Annotated in this window: 19 protein-coding genes; 13 read left to right on the top strand and 6 right to left on the bottom strand. The window is 42.1% G+C overall.

Annotated features, from left to right (window positions below):
- The first annotated feature begins 2 nt into the window (after positions 1 to 2).
- The 3 genes from FHG64_RS08905 to FHG64_RS08895 all read left to right on the top strand — a co-directional run bounded on the left by FHG64_RS08905 (position 3) and on the right by FHG64_RS08895 (position 1,743).
- Positions 3 to 386: a TraR/DksA family transcriptional regulator gene (locus FHG64_RS08905; RefSeq protein ID WP_139066066.1), complete on the top strand. Its 384-nt coding sequence runs from the start codon at positions 3 to 5 to the stop codon at positions 384 to 386.
- A gap of 69 nt (positions 387 to 455) precedes the next feature.
- The gene (locus FHG64_RS08900) at positions 456 to 1,076 is read left to right on the top strand and encodes a DUF4097 family beta strand repeat-containing protein (RefSeq protein ID WP_139066065.1); all 621 of its coding nucleotides are present in this window, start codon (positions 456 to 458) and stop codon (positions 1,074 to 1,076) included.
- Between the two features lie 43 nt (positions 1,077 to 1,119).
- On the top strand, positions 1,120 to 1,743 hold the full coding sequence (locus tag FHG64_RS08895; RefSeq protein ID WP_139066064.1) for a lipoprotein signal peptidase: 624 nt from the start codon (positions 1,120 to 1,122) through the stop codon (positions 1,741 to 1,743).
- On the opposite strand, the gene FHG64_RS08890 is transcribed toward FHG64_RS08895, so the two are convergent.
- The 6 genes from FHG64_RS08890 to FHG64_RS08865 all read right to left on the bottom strand — a co-directional run bounded on the left by FHG64_RS08890 (position 1,740) and on the right by FHG64_RS08865 (position 6,528).
- Positions 1,740 to 2,159 carry a response regulator gene (locus FHG64_RS08890; RefSeq protein WP_139066063.1) on the bottom strand — a complete coding sequence of 140 codons (420 nt, stop codon included), beginning with the start codon at positions 2,157 to 2,159 and terminating at the stop codon, positions 1,740 to 1,742. The two genes, FHG64_RS08895 and FHG64_RS08890, sit on opposite strands and share 4 nt — an antisense overlap.
- Positions 2,160 to 2,165: 6 nt before the next feature.
- Positions 2,166 to 3,614, bottom strand: a complete 1,449-nt coding sequence (locus FHG64_RS08885; RefSeq protein ID WP_139066062.1) for a sensor histidine kinase — start codon at positions 3,612 to 3,614, stop codon at positions 2,166 to 2,168.
- A gap of 62 nt (positions 3,615 to 3,676) precedes the next feature.
- A complete protein-coding gene (locus FHG64_RS08880; protein WP_139066061.1) occupies positions 3,677 to 4,243 on the bottom strand; it encodes a 5-formyltetrahydrofolate cyclo-ligase in 567 nt (188 codons plus the stop codon).
- A complete protein-coding gene (locus FHG64_RS08875; protein ID WP_139066060.1) occupies positions 4,233 to 5,231 on the bottom strand; it encodes a succinylglutamate desuccinylase/aspartoacylase family protein in 999 nt (332 codons plus the stop codon). The genes FHG64_RS08880 and FHG64_RS08875 overlap by 11 nt, the downstream gene beginning before the upstream one ends.
- A 3-nt stretch (positions 5,232 to 5,234) precedes the next feature.
- Positions 5,235 to 6,107 (bottom strand): 30S ribosomal protein S6--L-glutamate ligase, encoded by an 873-nt coding sequence (gene rimK / locus FHG64_RS08870; RefSeq protein WP_139066059.1) that lies wholly within the window; start codon positions 6,105 to 6,107, stop codon positions 5,235 to 5,237.
- Positions 6,079 to 6,528, bottom strand: a complete 450-nt coding sequence (locus FHG64_RS08865) for an ATP-dependent zinc protease family protein (protein ID WP_139066058.1) — start codon at positions 6,526 to 6,528, stop codon at positions 6,079 to 6,081. Before FHG64_RS08865 ends, rimK begins: the two co-directional genes overlap by 29 nt.
- Before the next feature lie 177 nt (positions 6,529 to 6,705).
- Here FHG64_RS08865 and uvrC point away from each other — a divergent pair, with 177 nt between their 5' ends.
- The 10 genes from uvrC (at position 6,706) to pgi (ending at position 18,538) form a co-directional block, all read left to right on the top strand.
- On the top strand, positions 6,706 to 8,502 hold the full coding sequence (gene uvrC, locus FHG64_RS08860; RefSeq protein ID WP_139066057.1) for an excinuclease ABC subunit UvrC: 1,797 nt from the start codon (positions 6,706 to 6,708) through the stop codon (positions 8,500 to 8,502).
- Positions 8,499 to 9,173, top strand: coding sequence for a patatin-like phospholipase family protein (locus FHG64_RS19900; protein ID WP_317133600.1), 675 nt, complete (start codon positions 8,499 to 8,501; stop codon positions 9,171 to 9,173). Before uvrC ends, FHG64_RS19900 begins: the two co-directional genes overlap by 4 nt.
- On the top strand, positions 9,170 to 10,726 hold the full coding sequence (locus tag FHG64_RS08855) for a POTRA domain-containing protein (protein ID WP_317133599.1): 1,557 nt from the start codon (positions 9,170 to 9,172) through the stop codon (positions 10,724 to 10,726). Before FHG64_RS19900 ends, FHG64_RS08855 begins: the two co-directional genes overlap by 4 nt.
- Before the next feature lie 510 nt (positions 10,727 to 11,236).
- The gene (locus tag FHG64_RS08850; protein WP_139066056.1) at positions 11,237 to 12,400 is read left to right on the top strand and encodes a homogentisate 1,2-dioxygenase; all 1,164 of its coding nucleotides are present in this window, start codon (positions 11,237 to 11,239) and stop codon (positions 12,398 to 12,400) included.
- A gap of 69 nt (positions 12,401 to 12,469) precedes the next feature.
- A complete protein-coding gene (gene hppD, locus FHG64_RS08845) occupies positions 12,470 to 13,612 on the top strand; it encodes a 4-hydroxyphenylpyruvate dioxygenase (protein WP_139066055.1) in 1,143 nt (380 codons plus the stop codon).
- A 307-nt stretch (positions 13,613 to 13,919) separates the two neighbouring features.
- Positions 13,920 to 14,699: a DUF3108 domain-containing protein gene (locus tag FHG64_RS08840; protein ID WP_139066054.1), complete on the top strand. Its 780-nt coding sequence runs from the start codon at positions 13,920 to 13,922 to the stop codon at positions 14,697 to 14,699.
- A gap of 3 nt (positions 14,700 to 14,702) precedes the next feature.
- Positions 14,703 to 15,671 (top strand): tryptophan 2,3-dioxygenase family protein, encoded by a 969-nt coding sequence (locus tag FHG64_RS08835; RefSeq protein WP_139066053.1) that lies wholly within the window; start codon positions 14,703 to 14,705, stop codon positions 15,669 to 15,671.
- Positions 15,672 to 15,673: 2 nt separating this feature from the next.
- Positions 15,674 to 16,123 carry a hypothetical protein gene (locus FHG64_RS19895; protein ID WP_317133598.1) on the top strand — a complete coding sequence of 150 codons (450 nt, stop codon included), beginning with the start codon at positions 15,674 to 15,676 and terminating at the stop codon, positions 16,121 to 16,123.
- Positions 16,123 to 16,905 carry a peptidoglycan DD-metalloendopeptidase family protein gene (locus FHG64_RS19890; protein ID WP_317133597.1) on the top strand — a complete coding sequence of 261 codons (783 nt, stop codon included), beginning with the start codon at positions 16,123 to 16,125 and terminating at the stop codon, positions 16,903 to 16,905. Before FHG64_RS19895 ends, FHG64_RS19890 begins: the two co-directional genes overlap by 1 nt.
- A 1-nt stretch (position 16,906) precedes the next feature.
- A complete protein-coding gene (pgi, locus tag FHG64_RS08825) occupies positions 16,907 to 18,538 on the top strand; it encodes a glucose-6-phosphate isomerase (protein WP_139066052.1) in 1,632 nt (543 codons plus the stop codon).
- Positions 18,539 to 18,627 lie beyond the last annotated feature (89 nt).

Genomic DNA, 18,627 nt, shown 5'->3' with positions numbered 1-18,627 from the left:
CCATGTCAACAGAGACCAAAGAACGCTTCAGTGATGCCGAGCTGGCGGAATTTAAGGAATTAATCCAGGCAAAGATTAGAAAGGCACAGGAACAACTAGAGCTTTATAAAAGCGCCTATGTTAATGACGGAAACAATGGTACAGATGACACTTCCCCTACTTTCAAGGCTTTTGAAGAAGGAAGTGAGACCCTAAGCAAGGAAGCAAATTCCCAGCTGGCCATACGTCAGGAGAAATTCATCAGGGACCTTAAAAATGCCCTGGTACGTATAGAAAGCAAAACCTACGGGATTTGCAGGGTTACCGGTAAATTGATCAATAAAGAACGCCTTAAGCTTGTACCTCACGCGACTTTAAGTATTGAAGCGAAGAACTTGCAACGCTAAGCGTTAGTTTTAAAACAGTTTAGAACGCCCTGATGTGATTTTCATACAGGGCGTTTTTAGTTCCTCTTTATGAGATATTTTTTCTTCATATTCATTTTCCTAACCAGCTCCCCGGCTGCCCTTTTCCAGAGTGAAAGCTCCAGGTTAATTGATGCTGCCGGAGTAAAGGAGTTAGTGATCCTTACAGATGAGGTTTATAAGATTTATATAAGGTCGGGTGATGGAGAACAGATCCTTCTTACCACATATAGTGAAGGGGAATATTATAATGAAATCCACCTGGATGTGGAGCGTTCACAGGAGCGGGTGGTACTAAACTCTCGTTTTCGGGAGATCCTGCAGGGTGGTTTTGATAAATTAAGTGCGCACAAGGTGTTTTCCATGGAGATTAGCCTTCAAGTTCCCCAGGGGCTGGATGTATATGTGCGCTCAAATATTGCCTCGGTTACAGCTTCAGGAAATTTCAGGAATTTTAAGGCAGAGCTGCAGGAGGGATATTGCCACCTGGAACAGTTTACCGGGAATGCCCTGGTGAATACCTACAGGGGGAACATTTGGGTGCAAACTGCCGGGGTGGAAGTGAAGGCAAATTCGGTAGCCGGGAAAGTACAGGTAGATCCCAATCTTCAAGGTCAAAACAGGATCCAACTTCGATCTGTAACCGGGGATATTAAGGTAGAGAAAAACTAAATAATATTAGTATTTTTGGAACCGGTTAAATACAACACAATCAATGTCCTTAAAAAAAGCCAGCCTAATCATAATTTTGATCCTGCTTATAGATCAAATTTCCAAATTATATATTAAGACTAATTTTGTTCTGGGAGAAGAGGTAAAAGTCTTCGACTGGTTTAGTATTCTGTTCGTAGAGAATGAGGGCATGGCCTGGGGAACCAAGATCCCGGGACAGTATGGAAAACTGCTGCTTACCCTGTTTAGATTGGGAGCTATTGTTGGTATTGCCTACTGGTTATGGGATTCTGTAAAGAACCACGCATCACGTGTACTTATTGTAGCGATCTCTTTCATTTTTGCAGGTGCCTTTGGAAATATAATAGACTCGGTTTTTTACGGACTCATTTTTACTGACAGCTATGGACGGGTGGCAGAGTTCATGCCTGAGGGTGGTGGTTATGCCGATCTTTTCTATGGAAAGGTAGTAGATATGCTTTACTTCCCTTTATATGATGATACCTTACCTGATTGGATCCCATTTTGGGGCGGGGACCACTTTACTTTCTTTGAGCCGGTCTTCAATGTGGCAGATACTGCTATAAGCACGGGAGTTGTGCTGTTGCTGCTGTTCAATAAAAAAGCCTTTCCTAAAAAAGAAGAGGAAGAGAACAAGACTAGTTAAGCCACATCCTTATCGCGGTCAAAGATCTTCTCAAACTTTTTAAGCTCAATGGGTTTTATCAAATAATCTGTTACCAGGTTAAAGGATCTTGCCCGTTCCAGATCCCGGGGATCAATGGATGAGGATACCACATAAAGCGTGATCTTTTTATCAAAATTGTTCTTGATCTTTATGAATTCCCCCAGGAATTCCCAACCGTCCATGACAGGCATATTTAGGTCCAGGAAGATGATATCCGGAAGTTTCTCCTCGGTCATATTGGAGAGGATCACTTTAAAATAATCCAGCGCCTCCAGGCCATTTTTGAAAATGAGAAGGTTTTCTGAAAGCTTTTTGATCTCGATGATCTTGCGTACCAGGTTCACGTATATTTTATCATCGTCGATAATACACGCCAGTTCTACTTTTTGCCCCATGAAATTCTAGAATTTGATTTTAAAAGTTGTACCAATATTAACGGTACTTGTAACCGAGATGGTACCCCCCATGGTTTCCACCTGGTTCCTTGTTATAAACAAACCAATGCCTTTAGCGTCGGGATTATGGTGAAAGGTCTTATACATTCCAAACATTTTGTCCCCATGCCGGTCCAGGTCTATTCCCATTCCATTATCACTTACTTCCAGGTAGGGCTGGTCATTCTTTAGGTAAGACTGTATGAATATAACCGGTTTTCTTCCCGGCTGTTTATATCTTATAGCATTTGTGATCAAATTTAGTAAAATGCTTTCAAGATATTCAGGAATATACATAATTTCTTTCAAATTTGAAAAATCTGAAACAATCCTGGCACTTTCCCTGTTGATCAAAGAGGAGATGGAAGCCACTACCACATCCAAAGAATTGCTGAAAGCCACCTGCCGCCGCTCCTTCTTTAAAAGGTTTTGATGGGATACCATATCATTCAACTGAGTAATCGCAGCATCCAGGTTTTCTGAAATACTTGAAATATTATCCAGCAGCTCGATCTTTTCTTTCGCATCCCGCGATTCCGAGACCAGCTGCACCACCAGGCTCAGGTTACTACTGTGGGATCTTAGGTTATGTGATACCACATGGGCAAAATTAAATAACCTTGAGTTTTGAGTGGCTATGATATCCAGGGAATTCTGAAGATTGATCTCGTTGTTCTTGTTTTCGTCTATATCCTGGAAAACCCCGCGTATGCCAATGATCTCCTGCTCTTCATTGTAAACCGGCTTTCCGGTTGCCCTTACCCAAAACTCCCTGCCATACAGAGTGACCATTTTAATTTCCTCTTTAAAAGGAATCCCGTATTTTTCGCATTTATCAAATAACGAAATTGCTTTCTCCTGGTGGTCCCTTCCATAAAATCTTAACCTTTCATCGTAGTTTAAATGAAAATCCTGCGGGCAGTCCAGGATCTTCTTCGTTACATCGTCCCAATAGATAGCCTTTGTAACAGTATCCACATACCAGCCGCCTGTAGAGGTCATTTCGGCAGTTTCCCTGTAATAGAAGAAATTTTCCTCTATAGTGTACTGGTCCCTCTTGGATTGATGAATATTTACGAAAAGCAGGACGGCAGTTTCTTTATTATTGTCCCGGCTTTTTAAATTGCGACACTCAAACCAGCGATATTTATCATTTTGAAGCTTTAATTTTATTTCCTGGCTAAAGCCCGTGGCCCCCTCCAGCAGGTTCTCATATGCCACCCTGAAATCATAACGGTAATCCCGGTGCAGGATGTGATTAAGAAAATGTTCAATTGGGGAGGTTTGTGGAGCAGGCGCCCCTACAAGTGATGCAAAATGTTCACTCCAGGTAATCTCTTGTGTTAGAAGATCGATTTTCCAGTAGGCAATATCAAAATCTTCCAGAATACTGTTTAACTGAAGGTCGTTGAGCATCAGGTATCACTATAAGTGGCTTAAATGTAACGCAATGTTAAAAATAAAGCAAGAATACAGGCTTATTTTTTAAAATTATAGATGGTTGACGGGGTTACGCAATAATCCAGAGGTACATCACTTTCAAGAATTCCGGGGATATTATCTTCGGCTTCAAAAAGAGAAAGCCCTACCTTGATCACATCTTTACTGCATCCCGATAGGAAGATATCATAGAATCCCTTGCCATAACCTACCCGGTGACCCTGGCGGTCAAATGTAAGCAGCGGCACAAAAACCACGTCTATTTGATGTGCAGGCACCTCAATTCCACCTTGTGGTTCCGGAATTCCCCAGCGGTTCTTTTTGATGGTAGTGGTATCTGTAAGCAGGTAATTATGTAATTGATTGGTTTCAAAGTCACTTTTCGAAAGCACTATATTCTTGTCCATTCCCTGCAAAATATGGAGAATTGGCTCTGTGTCTATTTCTTTCTTTTCAGAAATACTTAGAAAAAGATGGTAGAACTCATATTCCCAAATGGGCAGTTTGAGCAGTTTATTGGCAATCTCAAGACTCTGTTCTTCCAGCTTTTCTCCCGAAAGTTCTTCCCTTAAAGCTATATATTTTTTTCTCAGCTTACTCTTCATCTTTATCCTCTGCTTGCCTGGGCGGTGCTGAAATATGAAAGATTGCATCTCCCTGGTAAACAATGGGAGATTCATTCACATTGATGATATAGCCGGTATGCGGTGCTATCACCTTGTGGCGAAATTTTCCATAAGGATCTGTAATAGTGGCGATGTATTCTCCTTTTTCCACGTGCTTCCCGCATTCAATTTTTACGTGAAGCAGGCCACTGTATTTTGCGCGCATCCACGAACTGTTCTCAATGACTATGGTCTTTACCGGAGGATCGGGACTTTCAAACCTTGGCTTCAACATCCCCAGGTGGTGCAGGATACGCATTGTTCCTTCCACGCCATGCCGGGCTATTTCCTTGTTGCTGTCCATAGATTTCCCTCCTTCATAAAGCAGCACCATTTTCCCCTGTCTATAGCAGGTTTCCCTGTAGGATTTTCCAATGGTCTTAGAATGCATGGTAAAAGGAGCGTTGAAGATATTTGCAAATTTTATACTTTTCTCATCTCCTTTTAAAACCCTTACCTGGGCTGCATTAAATCTACTTGCCCCTCCTGTGTGGAAATCAAGACAGAAATCTGCCACAGGCAGGATCTTATTGACAAACTGAAATGCAAACCTGCTTGCCAGGGAGCCATTCTTTGTGCCGGGGAAGACCCGGTTAAGGTCCCTGCCATCTGGGAATTCCCTTTTCATATTCAGGAATCCAAATACGTTTACTACCGGGATGCAAATGATAGTTCCCTTTACCGGCTTATTGATGTTTTTAGAAATGACCTGCCGTACGATCTCCACCCCGTTGATCTCATCACCATGAATACCGGCAGTAAGAAGAACCACAGGGCCGGGTTTTTTTGAACGTTCAATAATGACCGGGACCTCTACAGAAGTTGTGGTGTAGAGTTTGGCCATGTTAAGGTTGATCACTGCACCTGTTCCCGGGTGCACTTTCTTTCCAAGGATCTCAAGAACATTGTTCTTGTCTATATGAGCCATAGGCTATACGTTTCTTTCTATATATCTTATAATGGTTTTTGCAATATCCTTTCCGGTGGCAGCTTCAATCCCTTCCAGGCCGGGAGAGGAGTTAACTTCCAGGATCAAAGGACCACGGGAACTTTGCAGCATATCTACTCCTGCCACACCAAGGCCCATCGCCTTGGCAGCTTTTATTGCCGCATTCTCTTCATCATCTGTAAGTTCAATTACACTTGCGGTTCCCCCGCGGTGAAGGTTTGAACGAAATTCCCCTTCCTTTCCCTGTCTCTTCATAGCCCCTACAACGTGGCCATCTACTATAAGCGCACGAATATCTGCCCCGCCGGCTTCCTTGATGAATTCCTGCACGATTACCCTTGCCTGTAATCCATTAAAGGCTTCGATAACACTCTCTGCTGCGTTCTTGGTTTCGGCCAAAACCACTCCAAGACCCTGGGTACCCTCCAGAAGTTTTATAATAAGAGGAGCTCCTCCTACGTGGTCAATAACCTCCCCAACATCTTTAGAATAGTTCGTGAACACAGTTTTAGGTAAACCCAGGCGAGCACGCGATAGCACTTGTAGACTTCTTAGTTTATCCCGGCTTCTCACCAGTGACTGTGACTCTGTAGTAGTGAATACCCCCATCATCTCAAATTGTCTTACAACGGCTGTTCCGTAAAAAGTCACTGAAGCTCCTATCCTGGGAATTACAGCATCTGTATCTACGATCATCTTGCCCTTGTAAAAAATAGAGGGTTTCCGCTTTTCTATTATAAGGTCACACTTAAGAGGATCTATTACCTCTACGTTATGGTTCCTTTTTTTAGCGGCCTCTATAAGGCGCTGGGTGGAATACAAATGGCTATTCCTGGATAGAATTTTTATGTTCATTAGATTTTAAATTATAAGAAACATCGGTGAGTTCAGTATCTACGATAAATTTTTTAGTGAGAAATTTTCTTCCAATCAATACAGGATACCGCATCTCCTGCCGGGCCGACAAAGAAAGGGAAATTTTAAAAACCTTGTCAAAAATTTTTATTGTGGATTGTACCTGGAATCTCTTCTGGATTATACCGTTACTACTGCGTACAAATACGATATCGTAGTTCTTAAAAATAAACTCTTTACCATTGTAAAGCGGGTGTTCTTCATCCAGAAAAGTGCAGTGCAGCGCATCTTCCCTTTCCACTATATTATCACAATGAATGGAAGAGGTATATGCACCGGTATCTATCTTTATTGCAATATCTTCCAGCTTCAACAACGGGAAGTCTGCTTTATCTACCCTGCCTATTACTTGTTTTTCCATTCCTGCAAGGTAATAAAATGATTAGTGGTGATTTCTTATAACATCCTTAAAATGTAGGTTTTTGCAGTTTTAATCTTCATTTATGCTGAAGGTTAAGTATTACTGCAGGAAAATTTTAACATTTCATGTCCGTTCTGATATTTAGCCCTCCCGTGATAATGTAATACCTTTGAAGTAATGGAGACACCTGCATTAAACGTCCAGTTACAAACCCTGCCGGCCAGCCCCGGGGTCTATCAATATTTTGATAAGAACGGAAAGATCCTCTATGTAGGGAAAGCAAAAAACCTGAAAAAGAGGGTTACTTCCTATTTTACTAAGCGCCACGACAGCCATCGAATTGGTGTAATGGTAAAGAAGATAAGGGATATAAAACATATTGTTGTAGACTCTGAGACAGATGCGCTGCTGCTGGAGAACAATCTCATTAAAAAACACCAGCCAAGGTTCAATGTCATGCTTAAAGATGACAAAACCTACCCCTGGATATGCATAAAGAACGAACGCTTCCCGCGGGTCTTTCCCACCCGGCGCCTGGTTAAGGATGGGAGCGAATACTACGGCCCTTTCACCAATTTTAAAACCGTAAATACCCTGCTGGACCTTATAAAAGGCCTGTACCAGCTGCGCACCTGTAATTATGACCTGGCTGAAGAAAAAATACAAAACGGGAAATATAAAGTTTGCCTTGAATATCACCTTGGAAACTGCAAAGGCCCCTGCGAGGACAGACAAAGTGAAGAGGAGTATAACCGGAATATTTCAGCTATACGGGAGATCGTAAAGGGAAACTTCAAGGATTCCCTGCAGCAATTCCGCCAGCAAATGAAAGAACACGCAGAGCGCATGGAATTTGAAGATGCGCAGCGTATAAAGAACAAAATAGACATCCTCGAGAATTACCAATCCAGGTCTACAGTAGTGAATCCGCGTATCAATAATGTGGATGTTTTCTCAATAGTTAGCGACGAGGGCTATGGCTATGTGAACTTTCTTCAAATCTCACATGGGGCCATAATTCGTTCCCATACAATTGAGATGAAAAAGAAACTTGATGAGAGCGATAAGGAGCTGCTGGAACTTGGGATCGTTGAAATAAGACAGCGCTTCCATTCCAGGTCCAGGGAGATCTATGTGCCTTTTAAAGTGGAGGTGGGAGAAGAGGTGCAAATTACGGTTCCAAAACTTGGAGACAAGAAAAAGATCGTGGAGCTCTCTTATCGCAATGCAAGATACTTCCGCCAGGAACAGTTCAAGCAAATGAAGATCGTGGACCCGGACAGGCACGTAAACAGGATCATGGCACAGATGAAAGAGGACCTTCGGCTAAATGAAGAACCGCGTCATATAGAATGTTTTGATAACTCCAACATACAGGGGACAAATCCTGTGGCAGCCTGTGTGGTCTTTAAAAATGGAAAACCCAGTAAAAAAGATTACAGGAAATTCAATATAAAAACCGTGGAGGGACCAGATGATTTCGCCTCAATGGAGGAAGTGGTCTTTCGAAGGTACAGGAGGTTGCTTAACGAGGAAGAACCATTACCGCAGTTGATCATAGTAGACGGGGGTAAAGGCCAGTTATCTTCAGGAGTGAAAGCTTTAGAGGATCTGGGGCTGCGGGGCAAGATTGCCATCATTGGGATAGCCAAGCGGCTTGAGGAGCTCTATTATCCCGGGGATTCCATCCCGCTGTACCTTGACAAGAAATCTGAAACTTTGAAAATAATTCAGCAGTTAAGGAACGAGGCGCATAGATTTGGTATTACCTTTCACAGGAATAAGCGAAGTAAAACCGCCCTTAATACAGAGCTGGAAGCTATCCCGGGAATTGGGGATAAAACGGTAGTGGAACTCTTAAAGAATTTTCGCTCCTTAAAAAGAGTGCGGGAGGCCAGCCTGGAGGAGTTAGCTCAGGTAATAGGAGCAGCAAAAGCATCCATTGTATATAAAAATTATAATCCCGATAAATGAGAAAGCGCCTGCTTTTATTGTTTTTGCTTTTTCCCCTGTTCCTGCACGCACAGGAGCAGGAGAGGCCAAAGATTGGCCTGGTACTAAGTGGAGGAGGAGCCAAGGGTCTTGCGCATATTGGAGCATTAAAAGTAATTGAGGAGGCGGGTATAAAAATAGATTACATTGGAGGCACCAGTATGGGAGCCATAGTCGGGGCCCTCTACGCCTCGGGATACAGCGCTTCACAGCTGGATTCCATTTTTCACGAGATCAATTTCAATATTCTCATCCAGGATGATATCCCGCGCAGCGCCAAGACATTTTATGAGAAGGAAGAAACAGAAAAATATGCGATCACCCTTCCCTTTGATGATTTCCAGGTAAAATTTCCCTCTGGCCTTTCCCGTGGCCAAAATATCTATAATCTTATTTCCAGGCTTACCGTCCATTTAGGGGATGTTAGGGATTTTTCAGAATTGCCCATTCCCTTCTTTTGCATTGCTGCCAATATAGAATCCGGGGAAGAGGTGATCCTGGACAGCGGCTCTTTGCCAAAAGCAGTATCTGCCAGTGGAGCAATTCCCACTCTATTCAATCCAGTTAGGCATGATGGAAAATTGCTTACAGATGGTGGGGTGGTCAATAATTATCCTGTTGAAGAATTGCGCAGGCGGGGGCAGAGATCGTGATAGGAATAGATGTGCAGGATACCTTGATGAACAGGGAACAATTAAGGAGTGCCTTTGACATCCTTACCCAAATAAGCAATTTCAGGACTATCCATGACATGCGGGAAAAGGTGGAGCTTACAGATATCTATATAAAACCCGATATAAGTAATTACAGTGTACTGTCTTTTGAGAAAGGGGAATCTATCATTAAATCTGGAGAGGAAGCAACCCGCGCCAGGCTTAATGACCTGGAGGAGCTTGCCGCCAGGCAGGGCCTGGCTTACAAGCCTAAGGGAAAGAAGAATGTGGTGGACAGTATTAACATCGCCTCCCTTACCATTGAGGGCAATAACAGCTACCCCCGTGCTTATATCCTGGGAAAAATGCGACTCAGGTATAATGCCCAGTACACTATGGAGGACCTTAGCCGGGGGATCAATAATCTCGCTGCTACCGGGAATTTTAACCGTATCAACTATAACCTTATTCCCGTGCAGGACGCCTACACCCTCGCGTTGCAGCTGGAGGAGAGCAGGAGCAAGACCTTCCTACGCCTTTCATTACATTATGACAACCTGTTTAAGAGCGGCGCCCTGGTGAATCTTACAAGAAAAAGTAATTTTTTTACCAATGACGTGGCTTCCCTCGATGTAGTCCTGGGCGACAACTTCAGGTATAATTTTCATTACTACCTGGATAAAGGTTACTACTGGAGCGTAGGGGCCAGGTCCCGCTATAACAGTTTTCACAAAGGGGTGGCTTATGACCTTGTTTTTAATGAACCCCCGGTTGATGCGATTGGGGGAATTAACCGGGTCGAAATAGATTACAGGGAGGTAACCAACCAGGTTTATATAGAGACTTTGTTCCAGCAGATATTTTCCTTTGGAGTGGGTATTGAACATAGGTTCCTGAGGGTCTCTTCTGAAACAATAAGTCCGTTGAGGGCTGCTTCCAGTGCGGTGACAGATTTTGACCGTACCAATTATTTCAGCGCTTTTGGTTACCTGCTGCTTGATAGCTATGATGATAAATATTTTCCTTCCAGAGGTATTAATTTTGAAGGCAACTCCCATATTTACTTGTTATCCTCCTCCCCGGAAGAAGATTTTGCTGAATTTTCTATAACCCGGGGTCATTTGGGATATGCCTTTACTCCCATAAACAGGCTTACTGCCAGGATATCTTCTGAAGCCGGTTTCAGGATTGGGAATTATCCAAGAAACGCCCTCAATTTTTTCCTGGGTGGCTACGGCAACGATATCCTTAATAATGTGATCCCATTTTATGGGTATGATTTCATAAGCCTCTCTGGAGACAGCTACATCAAGGGACTGGTAGAACTCGATTATGAATTCCTGAGAAGGAACCATATTATTGCCAGTGCCAATTTCGCCAATGTTGAAGATGACATCTTTTCCAGTGGAACCTGGCTTAGCCTGCCAGACTATAGTGGATATGCCATAGGTTATGGCCTGGAGTCACTTTTTGGGCCAATCGAGGTCAAATATTCCTGGTCGCCCGAGGTGCGGTCTTCCCAATGGTTCTTCAGCCTTGGATTCTGGTTTTAGAATAATTTGAAGATTTGAAAATGAAATAATTTGAAAATGAATCTTCAAATCCCAAATTCATAGTTGTCCGGTAAGAGAGTCTGGACCGCTTCCGCTACTAAAATCCAGAACCTGGACTTTAGATTATAGGGCCTGGAAATAGACCATTAACCTTCTGCGGAATAATTGAAAAATTCAAAAAAAATTTTAAACCCAGAACCACCCCCAGGGCGGGTTTGATATATTCTCTGCCCGCATATAGGAAGGCTTAAAGAAAATTTCACCAGTTTAATCGAACAACAAGGATTCCAAATACCAAATCCCAAATCCTCAAATCTTCAAATCCTCAAATCCTAAAATTTTCAAATTTCAAATTGCCCCATTTTCAAATCCATAGAAACTTCTTTTAATCCTTCCTTAAGAACGATTTTCATAAAAAATATCGATATTTGTGAGAATTCGATTTAAAGCCACTATAATATACGAAAACGTTATATCACACCGGCTTTAGAACCTTAAAATAAAATCCTTATGCCTTTTTATCACAAATTAGGAAAGATACCGCATAAGAGGCATACCGTTTTTAAGAAGCCAGACGGTAGCCTTTATTATGAACAATTATTCGGCACCATTGGATTTGACGGAATGTCTTCCAATATGTATCACGAGCACCGGCCCACACAGGTGAAGGAAATAAAAGGGAGCTATAGTGTCAAACCAAAAGTAGCCACCGAGAATAATATTAAATCCTATCGCTTTAGAGGTTTCCAGATGCCCCCGCAGCCAGATTATCTTGAGAGCCGCAAGGTGGTGCTTACCAATAGTGATGTGGACATCATCCTTGCTGCACCACAGGAATCCACCAGGGATTATTTTTATAAGAATACAGATGCAGATGAGTTGCTCTTCATACATAAGGGCAGCGGGAAATTGCGTACACACTTGGGTAACCTGGACTTTAAATACGGCGACTACCTGTTGATCCCCAGGGGTACTATCTATAAACTCGATTTTGATGACGATGTAAACCGGCTTTTTATTGTGGAATCCAGGAGGCCAATTTACACCCCAAAACGTTACCGTAACTGGTTTGGCCAGCTGCTGGAACATTCCCCATTTTGTGAACGGGATTTACGACAGCCTTACGAGCTTGAAACAAATGATGAAAAGGGAGATTTCCTTATTAAAGTAAAGAAACAGGGAGAGATATTTGATATGGTCTATGCTACCCATCCTTTTGACGTTGTAGGCTATGATGGCTATAATTATCCTTATGCATTCTCTATTCACGACTTTGAACCTATTACCGGGAGGATCCACCAGCCGCCGCCGGTTCATCAAACCTTTGAAACAGATGCCTTCGTGGTTTGCAGTTTTTGTCCAAGAAAATATGATTACCATCCTGAAAGTATCCCTGCACCCTATGCCCATAGTAACATAGACAGCGATGAGGTATTGTATTATGTAGATGGGGATTTTATGAGCAGGAATGACATTGAAGCAGGACATATTTCCCTGCATCCCGCCGGTATCCCGCACGGGCCGCACCCGGGAGCAGTAGAAAGAAGTATTGGGCAGGTGGAGACTGAAGAACTGGCTGTAATGGTTGATACCTTTAAACCTTTAATGGTGACAAAGGATGCGATGACAATTGCTGATGAATCCTACCACCAGTCCTGGCTGGAACATGATTAAAATATAAATTATTATCAGGCCCGGCGACAACTATAAAGTGGGGCCTTAGGAACAATTAAAAAACAAACAATGAGTACAGATAGCACATCATTAAACCTTAAAAAAACTGTAGAACAGGCAGAGGATTTTTTGCCTTTGCTGGGTACAGACTTTGTTGAACTTTATGTAGGTAATGCCAAGCAGGCCGCCTACTATTATCAACAGGCCTGGGGCTTCCAGCCTGTTGCTTATGCCGGTCTTGAGACCGGTAGGAAGGACAGTGTGTCGTATGTATTGCAGCAGGATAAAATTCGCCTGGTGCTTACCTCCCCGCTGCAACCCGGGGGCGAGATCAACGAGCATGTAAATAAACACGGCGATGGAGTGAAAGTAGTAGCCCTTTGGGTGGATGATGCCCGCAAAAGCTATGATGAGACCACCAATCGTGGGGCAGAGTCCTATGTAGAGCCTTATGTAATGGAGGATGAGCACGGGAAAGTTGTGATCTCAGGAATTCATACCTATGGAGAAACAGTGCATTTATTTGTAGAAAGAAGTGCATATAACGGCCCCTTTTTGCCGGGGTACAAGAAATATGAGCCAAGATTCCAGGTGGAGCCAACAGGTTTGAAATTTATTGACCATATGGTAGGGAACGTTGGATGGAATGAAATGAACAAATGGTGTGAATTCTATGCCAAAGTGATGGGATTTGCACAGTTGGTTTCCTTTGATGATAAGGACATCTCAACAGAATATACTGCCTTAATGAGCAAGGTGATGAGTAATGGTAATGGAAGGATCAAATTCCCTATTAACGAACCTGCTGAGGGAAAGAAGAAATCCCAGATAGAGGAATATATAGATTTTTATAATGGCGCAGGGGTGCAACATATTGCCGTGGCTACAGATAATATAATTGATACCGTGACCAAACTTAGGGACAGGGGCGTAGAATTCCTATATGTGCCAGAAGTTTATTATGACACTGTCCTGGACAGGGTGGGGGAGATAGACGAAGACCTTGAGCCTTTGAAAGAACTGGGAGTTCTAATTGACCGTGATGATGAAGGTTATTTATTACAGATCTTTACAAAGCCTGTTTTGGACCGTCCTACGATGTTTTTTGAGATCATACAGCGCAAAGGAGCTCAATCTTTTGGAAAAGGTAACTTTAAAGCCCTTTTTGAAGCTATTGAGAGGGAGCAGGAATCAAGGGGAACTTTACAATAATTGATAAAATATTGCCAATTCGATAACTGAATTATTTAAAAAATTGCCACAAGGATAAATTTATGGTTAAAGTAAATTTTTGTGTTGCATAAAAGACTCAAATAGGGGACTTTTGCACCGCATTTCGGAGTGGTTACCAAAGTGTATTAAATTTTTTTTTCATAATTTAAGTTTTAGTTGGTTAATAAGATAAAAACCCCGTCATTAATTTGATGGGGTTTTTTGTTTTGATACATTTGGAATAGTAATTGTAATTCTTGAAAATAGATAAATTTTTTTGTCCTCCGGTATCTATAAATTTTGAAAAATGAAGAAAAATAGAATTGCAGTAATCATACTCTTATTAGTATTTCTCCCCCTGAGCCTTTTCTCACAGGCTGCATATGATGTTGGGGAATGGTTTAAATTTCGTGTTCATTACGGCCCGTTAAATGCCGGATATGCCACCATGGAAGTGGCAGATGCCAGCTTTAATAGCAAGGACACCTATCATGTAGTAGGAAAGGGCTGGTCTGCCGGAGCTGTTCATGCCTTTTTTCGGGTAAATGATAACTATGAGACTTATATAGATAAGAATACCGGCCTGCCATACAGGTTTATAAGACAAATAGATGAAGGAGGCCATACCCGGGACCAGCAGGTAGATTTTAATCACGACCTTAATAAGGCCTATGTTTTTGACAGGAAGAAGCAAACAAATGAATCCTATCAGGTACCAGATGGGGTGCAGGATATGCTCTCTGCCTTCTATTACCTGCGTAACGATCTTAATGGTAAGCCCCTGGTGCCGGGAAAGGAATATAAGCTCAACATGTTCTATGGAGATGAAAGCAATGAGTTCAAGTTAAAGTTTCTGGGAAGAGAGGTTATTAACACAAAATTTGGTAAAATTGCCACTTTAAAATTTCGCCCCTATGTTTTGGCAGGAAGGGTGTTTGAGGAGAAGGAAAGTCTTACCTTTTGGGTGAGTGACGATAAGAATAAAATGCCGGTAAAAATTAGTGCCAAGCTGGTTGTTGGATCACTTAATGCCAGCCTGGAAGAATTTAAAGGGTTAAAACATCCCCTTCAAATAATAATGGATTAAAGAATGGACGAAATAAAACCCGAAATTGCCGAAAGGATCTTCAAACTGGAAGAAAAATTCAGGAATTCCGGCCAGGATTTGGGTTCGTACCTGGATGGGCTTTTATATGATAAATATCTTACCTATTGGGATTACATAAGCCTTGATACACTTCTTAGTCTTCAAAATACAAAAACGCATTTTCCAGATGAGGAGATCTTTATCACCTATCATCAAATAACTGAACTTTACTTCAAGCTCATCATTCATGAGCAGCAGCAAATAATCGCAGCCGATGATCTTTCTGCTGCTTTTTTTGTGGAAAAACTTAACAGGCTTAACAGGTATTTCAGGATCCTTATCAATTCCTTTGATGTAATGATCAAGGGGATGGACCGGCAGCAATTCCTTCAATTTCGTATGGCTTTGCTACCTGCAAGTGGTTTCCAGAGTGCACAGTTCAGGATGATCGAGATCTATTCCACTCCCCTGCAACATTTAATTCCGTTTGCTGAAAGAAAAGATTTTTCAGAAGAAAATAGTGTCGAGGAGTTATTTGAAAATTTATATTGGAAGAAAGGCGGGATTGACCTTGCAACAGGGGAAAAGACACTTACCCTGCGGCAGTTCGAAATTCGCTATACCCCGCGTTTCCTTAGGATCGCGAACGAGGTAAAGGGAAAAACTTTGTTTCATAAATACCTGGAGCTTCCTGAAGAGGAAAAAGAAAATAAGAACCTAATAGAGGCCTTGCGCACTTTTGATGTGAATGTGAACGTTAACTGGCTGTTGATGCATATGGGGGCAGCACACCGGTACCTTAACAAGGATAAAATGACGATTGCAGCAACAGGGGGAACAAACTGGAAGGATTTTTTACCTCCCAGCTTTCAAAAGAATACATTTTTTCCGAATTTATGGACAGATGAGGAATTTAATAATTGGGGCAAAGAATGGGTTACCCACTTGTTTAATAAAGAAAATACAAATTAGCATTGAAAAAATTAAGTTACTTACTACTGCTGGGCCTTTCCTTAACCGCGTGTAAACAGGAAAAAGAGCCTCGTGAAATTTCTGAAGTAAAAGTGGTGGAGGAGCCCCCAATTTACGAGGAGTATGGGATGGTGTTGAATGACTATGAGGTGGTGCGGGACACCATACGCTCGGGCGATTATTTTGGAGGGATCCTCAATACTCACGGCGTAAGTAGTGCAAAGGTTTATGAAATAGTAAACCATGTGAACGAAACCTTTAATCCAACAAAACTTGTTGTAGGAAAACCATATGTAATCCTTAAAGCAAAAGACTCTGTTTCCACTCCTGAATTTTTTATCTATGAAAATGACAGGATAGATTATACGGTGGTAAATATTGGAGATAATGTTGCAGCCTATAAGGCAAGTAAACCCGTCTCTATTAGAAAAAAGACAGTTTCGGGGTTATAGTGAGCAATCTTTCAGACGCTATTACAAATGAGGGCTATAGCATTTTACTGTCTTATGAACTTAGTAATATCTACCAGTGGAGTATAGATTTCTGGAAGCTTCAAAAGGGGGATAAGTTCAAGATGGTGTTCAACGAAAGATATATAAATGATACTATTTATGCGGGGATAGAAGGAATTGAAGGGGCGGTTTTCGTACACCAGGACAAGCCATATTATGCATTTAACTATGCCGTAGATCCGGAATCTGGGAAGGCCGATTTTTATGACGAAGAGGCGCGCCCTCTGGAGAGTTTCTTTTTAAAGGCACCCCTTAACTTCAGCCGTATCTCTTCCAGGTATTCAGGCAGAAGATTTCATCCGGTACAGAAGACCTGGAAAGCCCATAGGGGTACAGATTATGCTGCACCTCACGGTACCCCAATTTGGAGTACTGCCCATGGGACTGTAATTGCCTCTGGCTATACCGCCGGTAATGGGAATTATGTTAAAGTAAAGCATAATGACACTTATACAACTCAATACCTTCATATGTCCAAGAGAAACGTGAAAGTGGGACAAAGGGTAAGACAGGGAGATGTCATTGGATATGTTGGCAGTACAGGACTGGCTACAGGCCCACATGTATGTTACAGGTTTTGGGTGAGAGGAGAGCAGGTAGATCCTTTCAGGCAAAATCTACCGGCGGCAGATCCTATAAAGGAACATTTAAAAGAAGATTATTTTGCCTCTATCACGCCGGTGAAGGAGCAACTTGAGGCAATCCCATTTAAAGAAATATAGCATGAAAAATATAGATCCATCAAAGACTGAAGCCTGGAAAAAACTTCAGCAGCAATTTGAAGAACATAAAAATCTGCAAATGAAGGATCTTTTTAAAGAAGATCCCTCGAGAGCTGAAAGGTTCACTATAAATTGGGAAGATTTTTATGTAGACTTCAGCAAAAACAGGATCACAGAAGAAGTGCAGACTTCGCTTCTGGAATTAGCTGAAGAATGTGGCCTTAAGGTGGCGATGGATGCCTATTTTGGAGGGGATGTCATCAACAGAACAGAAGGGCGCCCTGTTTTACATACGGCTTTGAGATCGCCTGAAGATGCTACAATTAAGGTAGACGACGAGAATGTAATGCCGGAGGTTTACGCCGCGAAGAAAAAGTTGAGTGACTTCTCTCAACAAATAATCACAGGTGCCAAGAAAGGACATACCGGGCAGGCATTTACAGATGTGGTGAATATAGGCATTGGAGGATCAGACCTTGGGCCTGTAATGGTGACAGAGGCTCTTAAATTCTATAAGAACCATTTGAATGTACATTATATCTCGAACGTTGATGGAGACCATGTACAGGAAACCTTGAATAATTTAAATCCTGAAACCACCCTTTTCGTTATCGTTTCCAAGACCTTTACTACCCAGGAGACCATAAGCAATGCAAATACAGCGAGAGACTGGTTTAAAAAAACGGCGCCCGGGGATGCGGTTTCCAAACATTTCGTAGCCGTTTCCAGCAACCTGGAAAAGGTAGGAGAATTTGGTATAGACCAGGAAAATATATTTCCTATGTGGGACTGGGTAGGCGGGAGATTCTCCCTTTGGAGCGCCGTTGGGCTTTCCATAAGCCTGGCTGTGGGATTTGACCAGTTTGATCAATTGCTACAGGGAGCTCACAAAATGGATGAACACTTTAAAAAAGAGGAGCTTCGTTCCAATATTCCCGTGCAACTTGCTTTGTTAAGTGTGTGGTATAATAACTTTTTTAAGGCTGAAAGTGAAGCGGTGATCCCGTACACTCAGTATTTACAAAAGTTACCTTCCTACCTGCAACAGGCAATCATGGAAAGCAACGGGAAAAGTGTAAATCGCAATGGTAAACCTGTCTCCTATGAAACCGGAAATATTATTTGGGGTGAACCGGGCACCAATTCCCAGCACGCCTTTTTTCAATTGATCCACCAGGGTACAAAATTGATCCCTGCCGATTTTATTGGCTTTAAGGAATCTCTTTACGGTAATAAAGACCATCATGATAAGCTTATGGCCAATTATTTTGCGCAAACCGAAGCGCTGCTTATGGGTAAAACTGCGGCTGAGGTTAGGCAGGAGCTGGATTCAAAAGGTATGGACAGGGAAGAAGTTGAAAAACTTGAGCCATTTAAAGTCTTTGAAGGTAATAAACCAACTACATCTATTCTTATCGATAAACTCACTCCAGAAAGTCTTGGGAAATTGATCTCGATGTACGAACATAAGATCTTTGTACAGGGAGTTATCTGGAATATATTTAGTTATGACCAATGGGGTGTGGAATTGGGTAAGCAACTTGCATCAAAAATTCTTTCCGAAATCGACAAATCTGACGTTTCAAATCACGATAGTAGCACTAAAAATCTGTTAAAATCCTATATAAAATAATAGTTACCTTATTGTTAATAAGTTGTTAGCTAATATAATGTTCTTTCAATCAATTGATTAGCTTGTTTGGTTAAGTTTGCGCAGCAGGA

The organism is Antarcticibacterium flavum, assembly GCF_006159205.1.
Taxonomy (GTDB): domain Bacteria; phylum Bacteroidota; class Bacteroidia; order Flavobacteriales; family Flavobacteriaceae; genus Gillisia; species Gillisia flava.
Note: the sequence above shows the minus strand (reverse complement) of the source record. Positions and strands in the feature narration are given on the sequence as shown.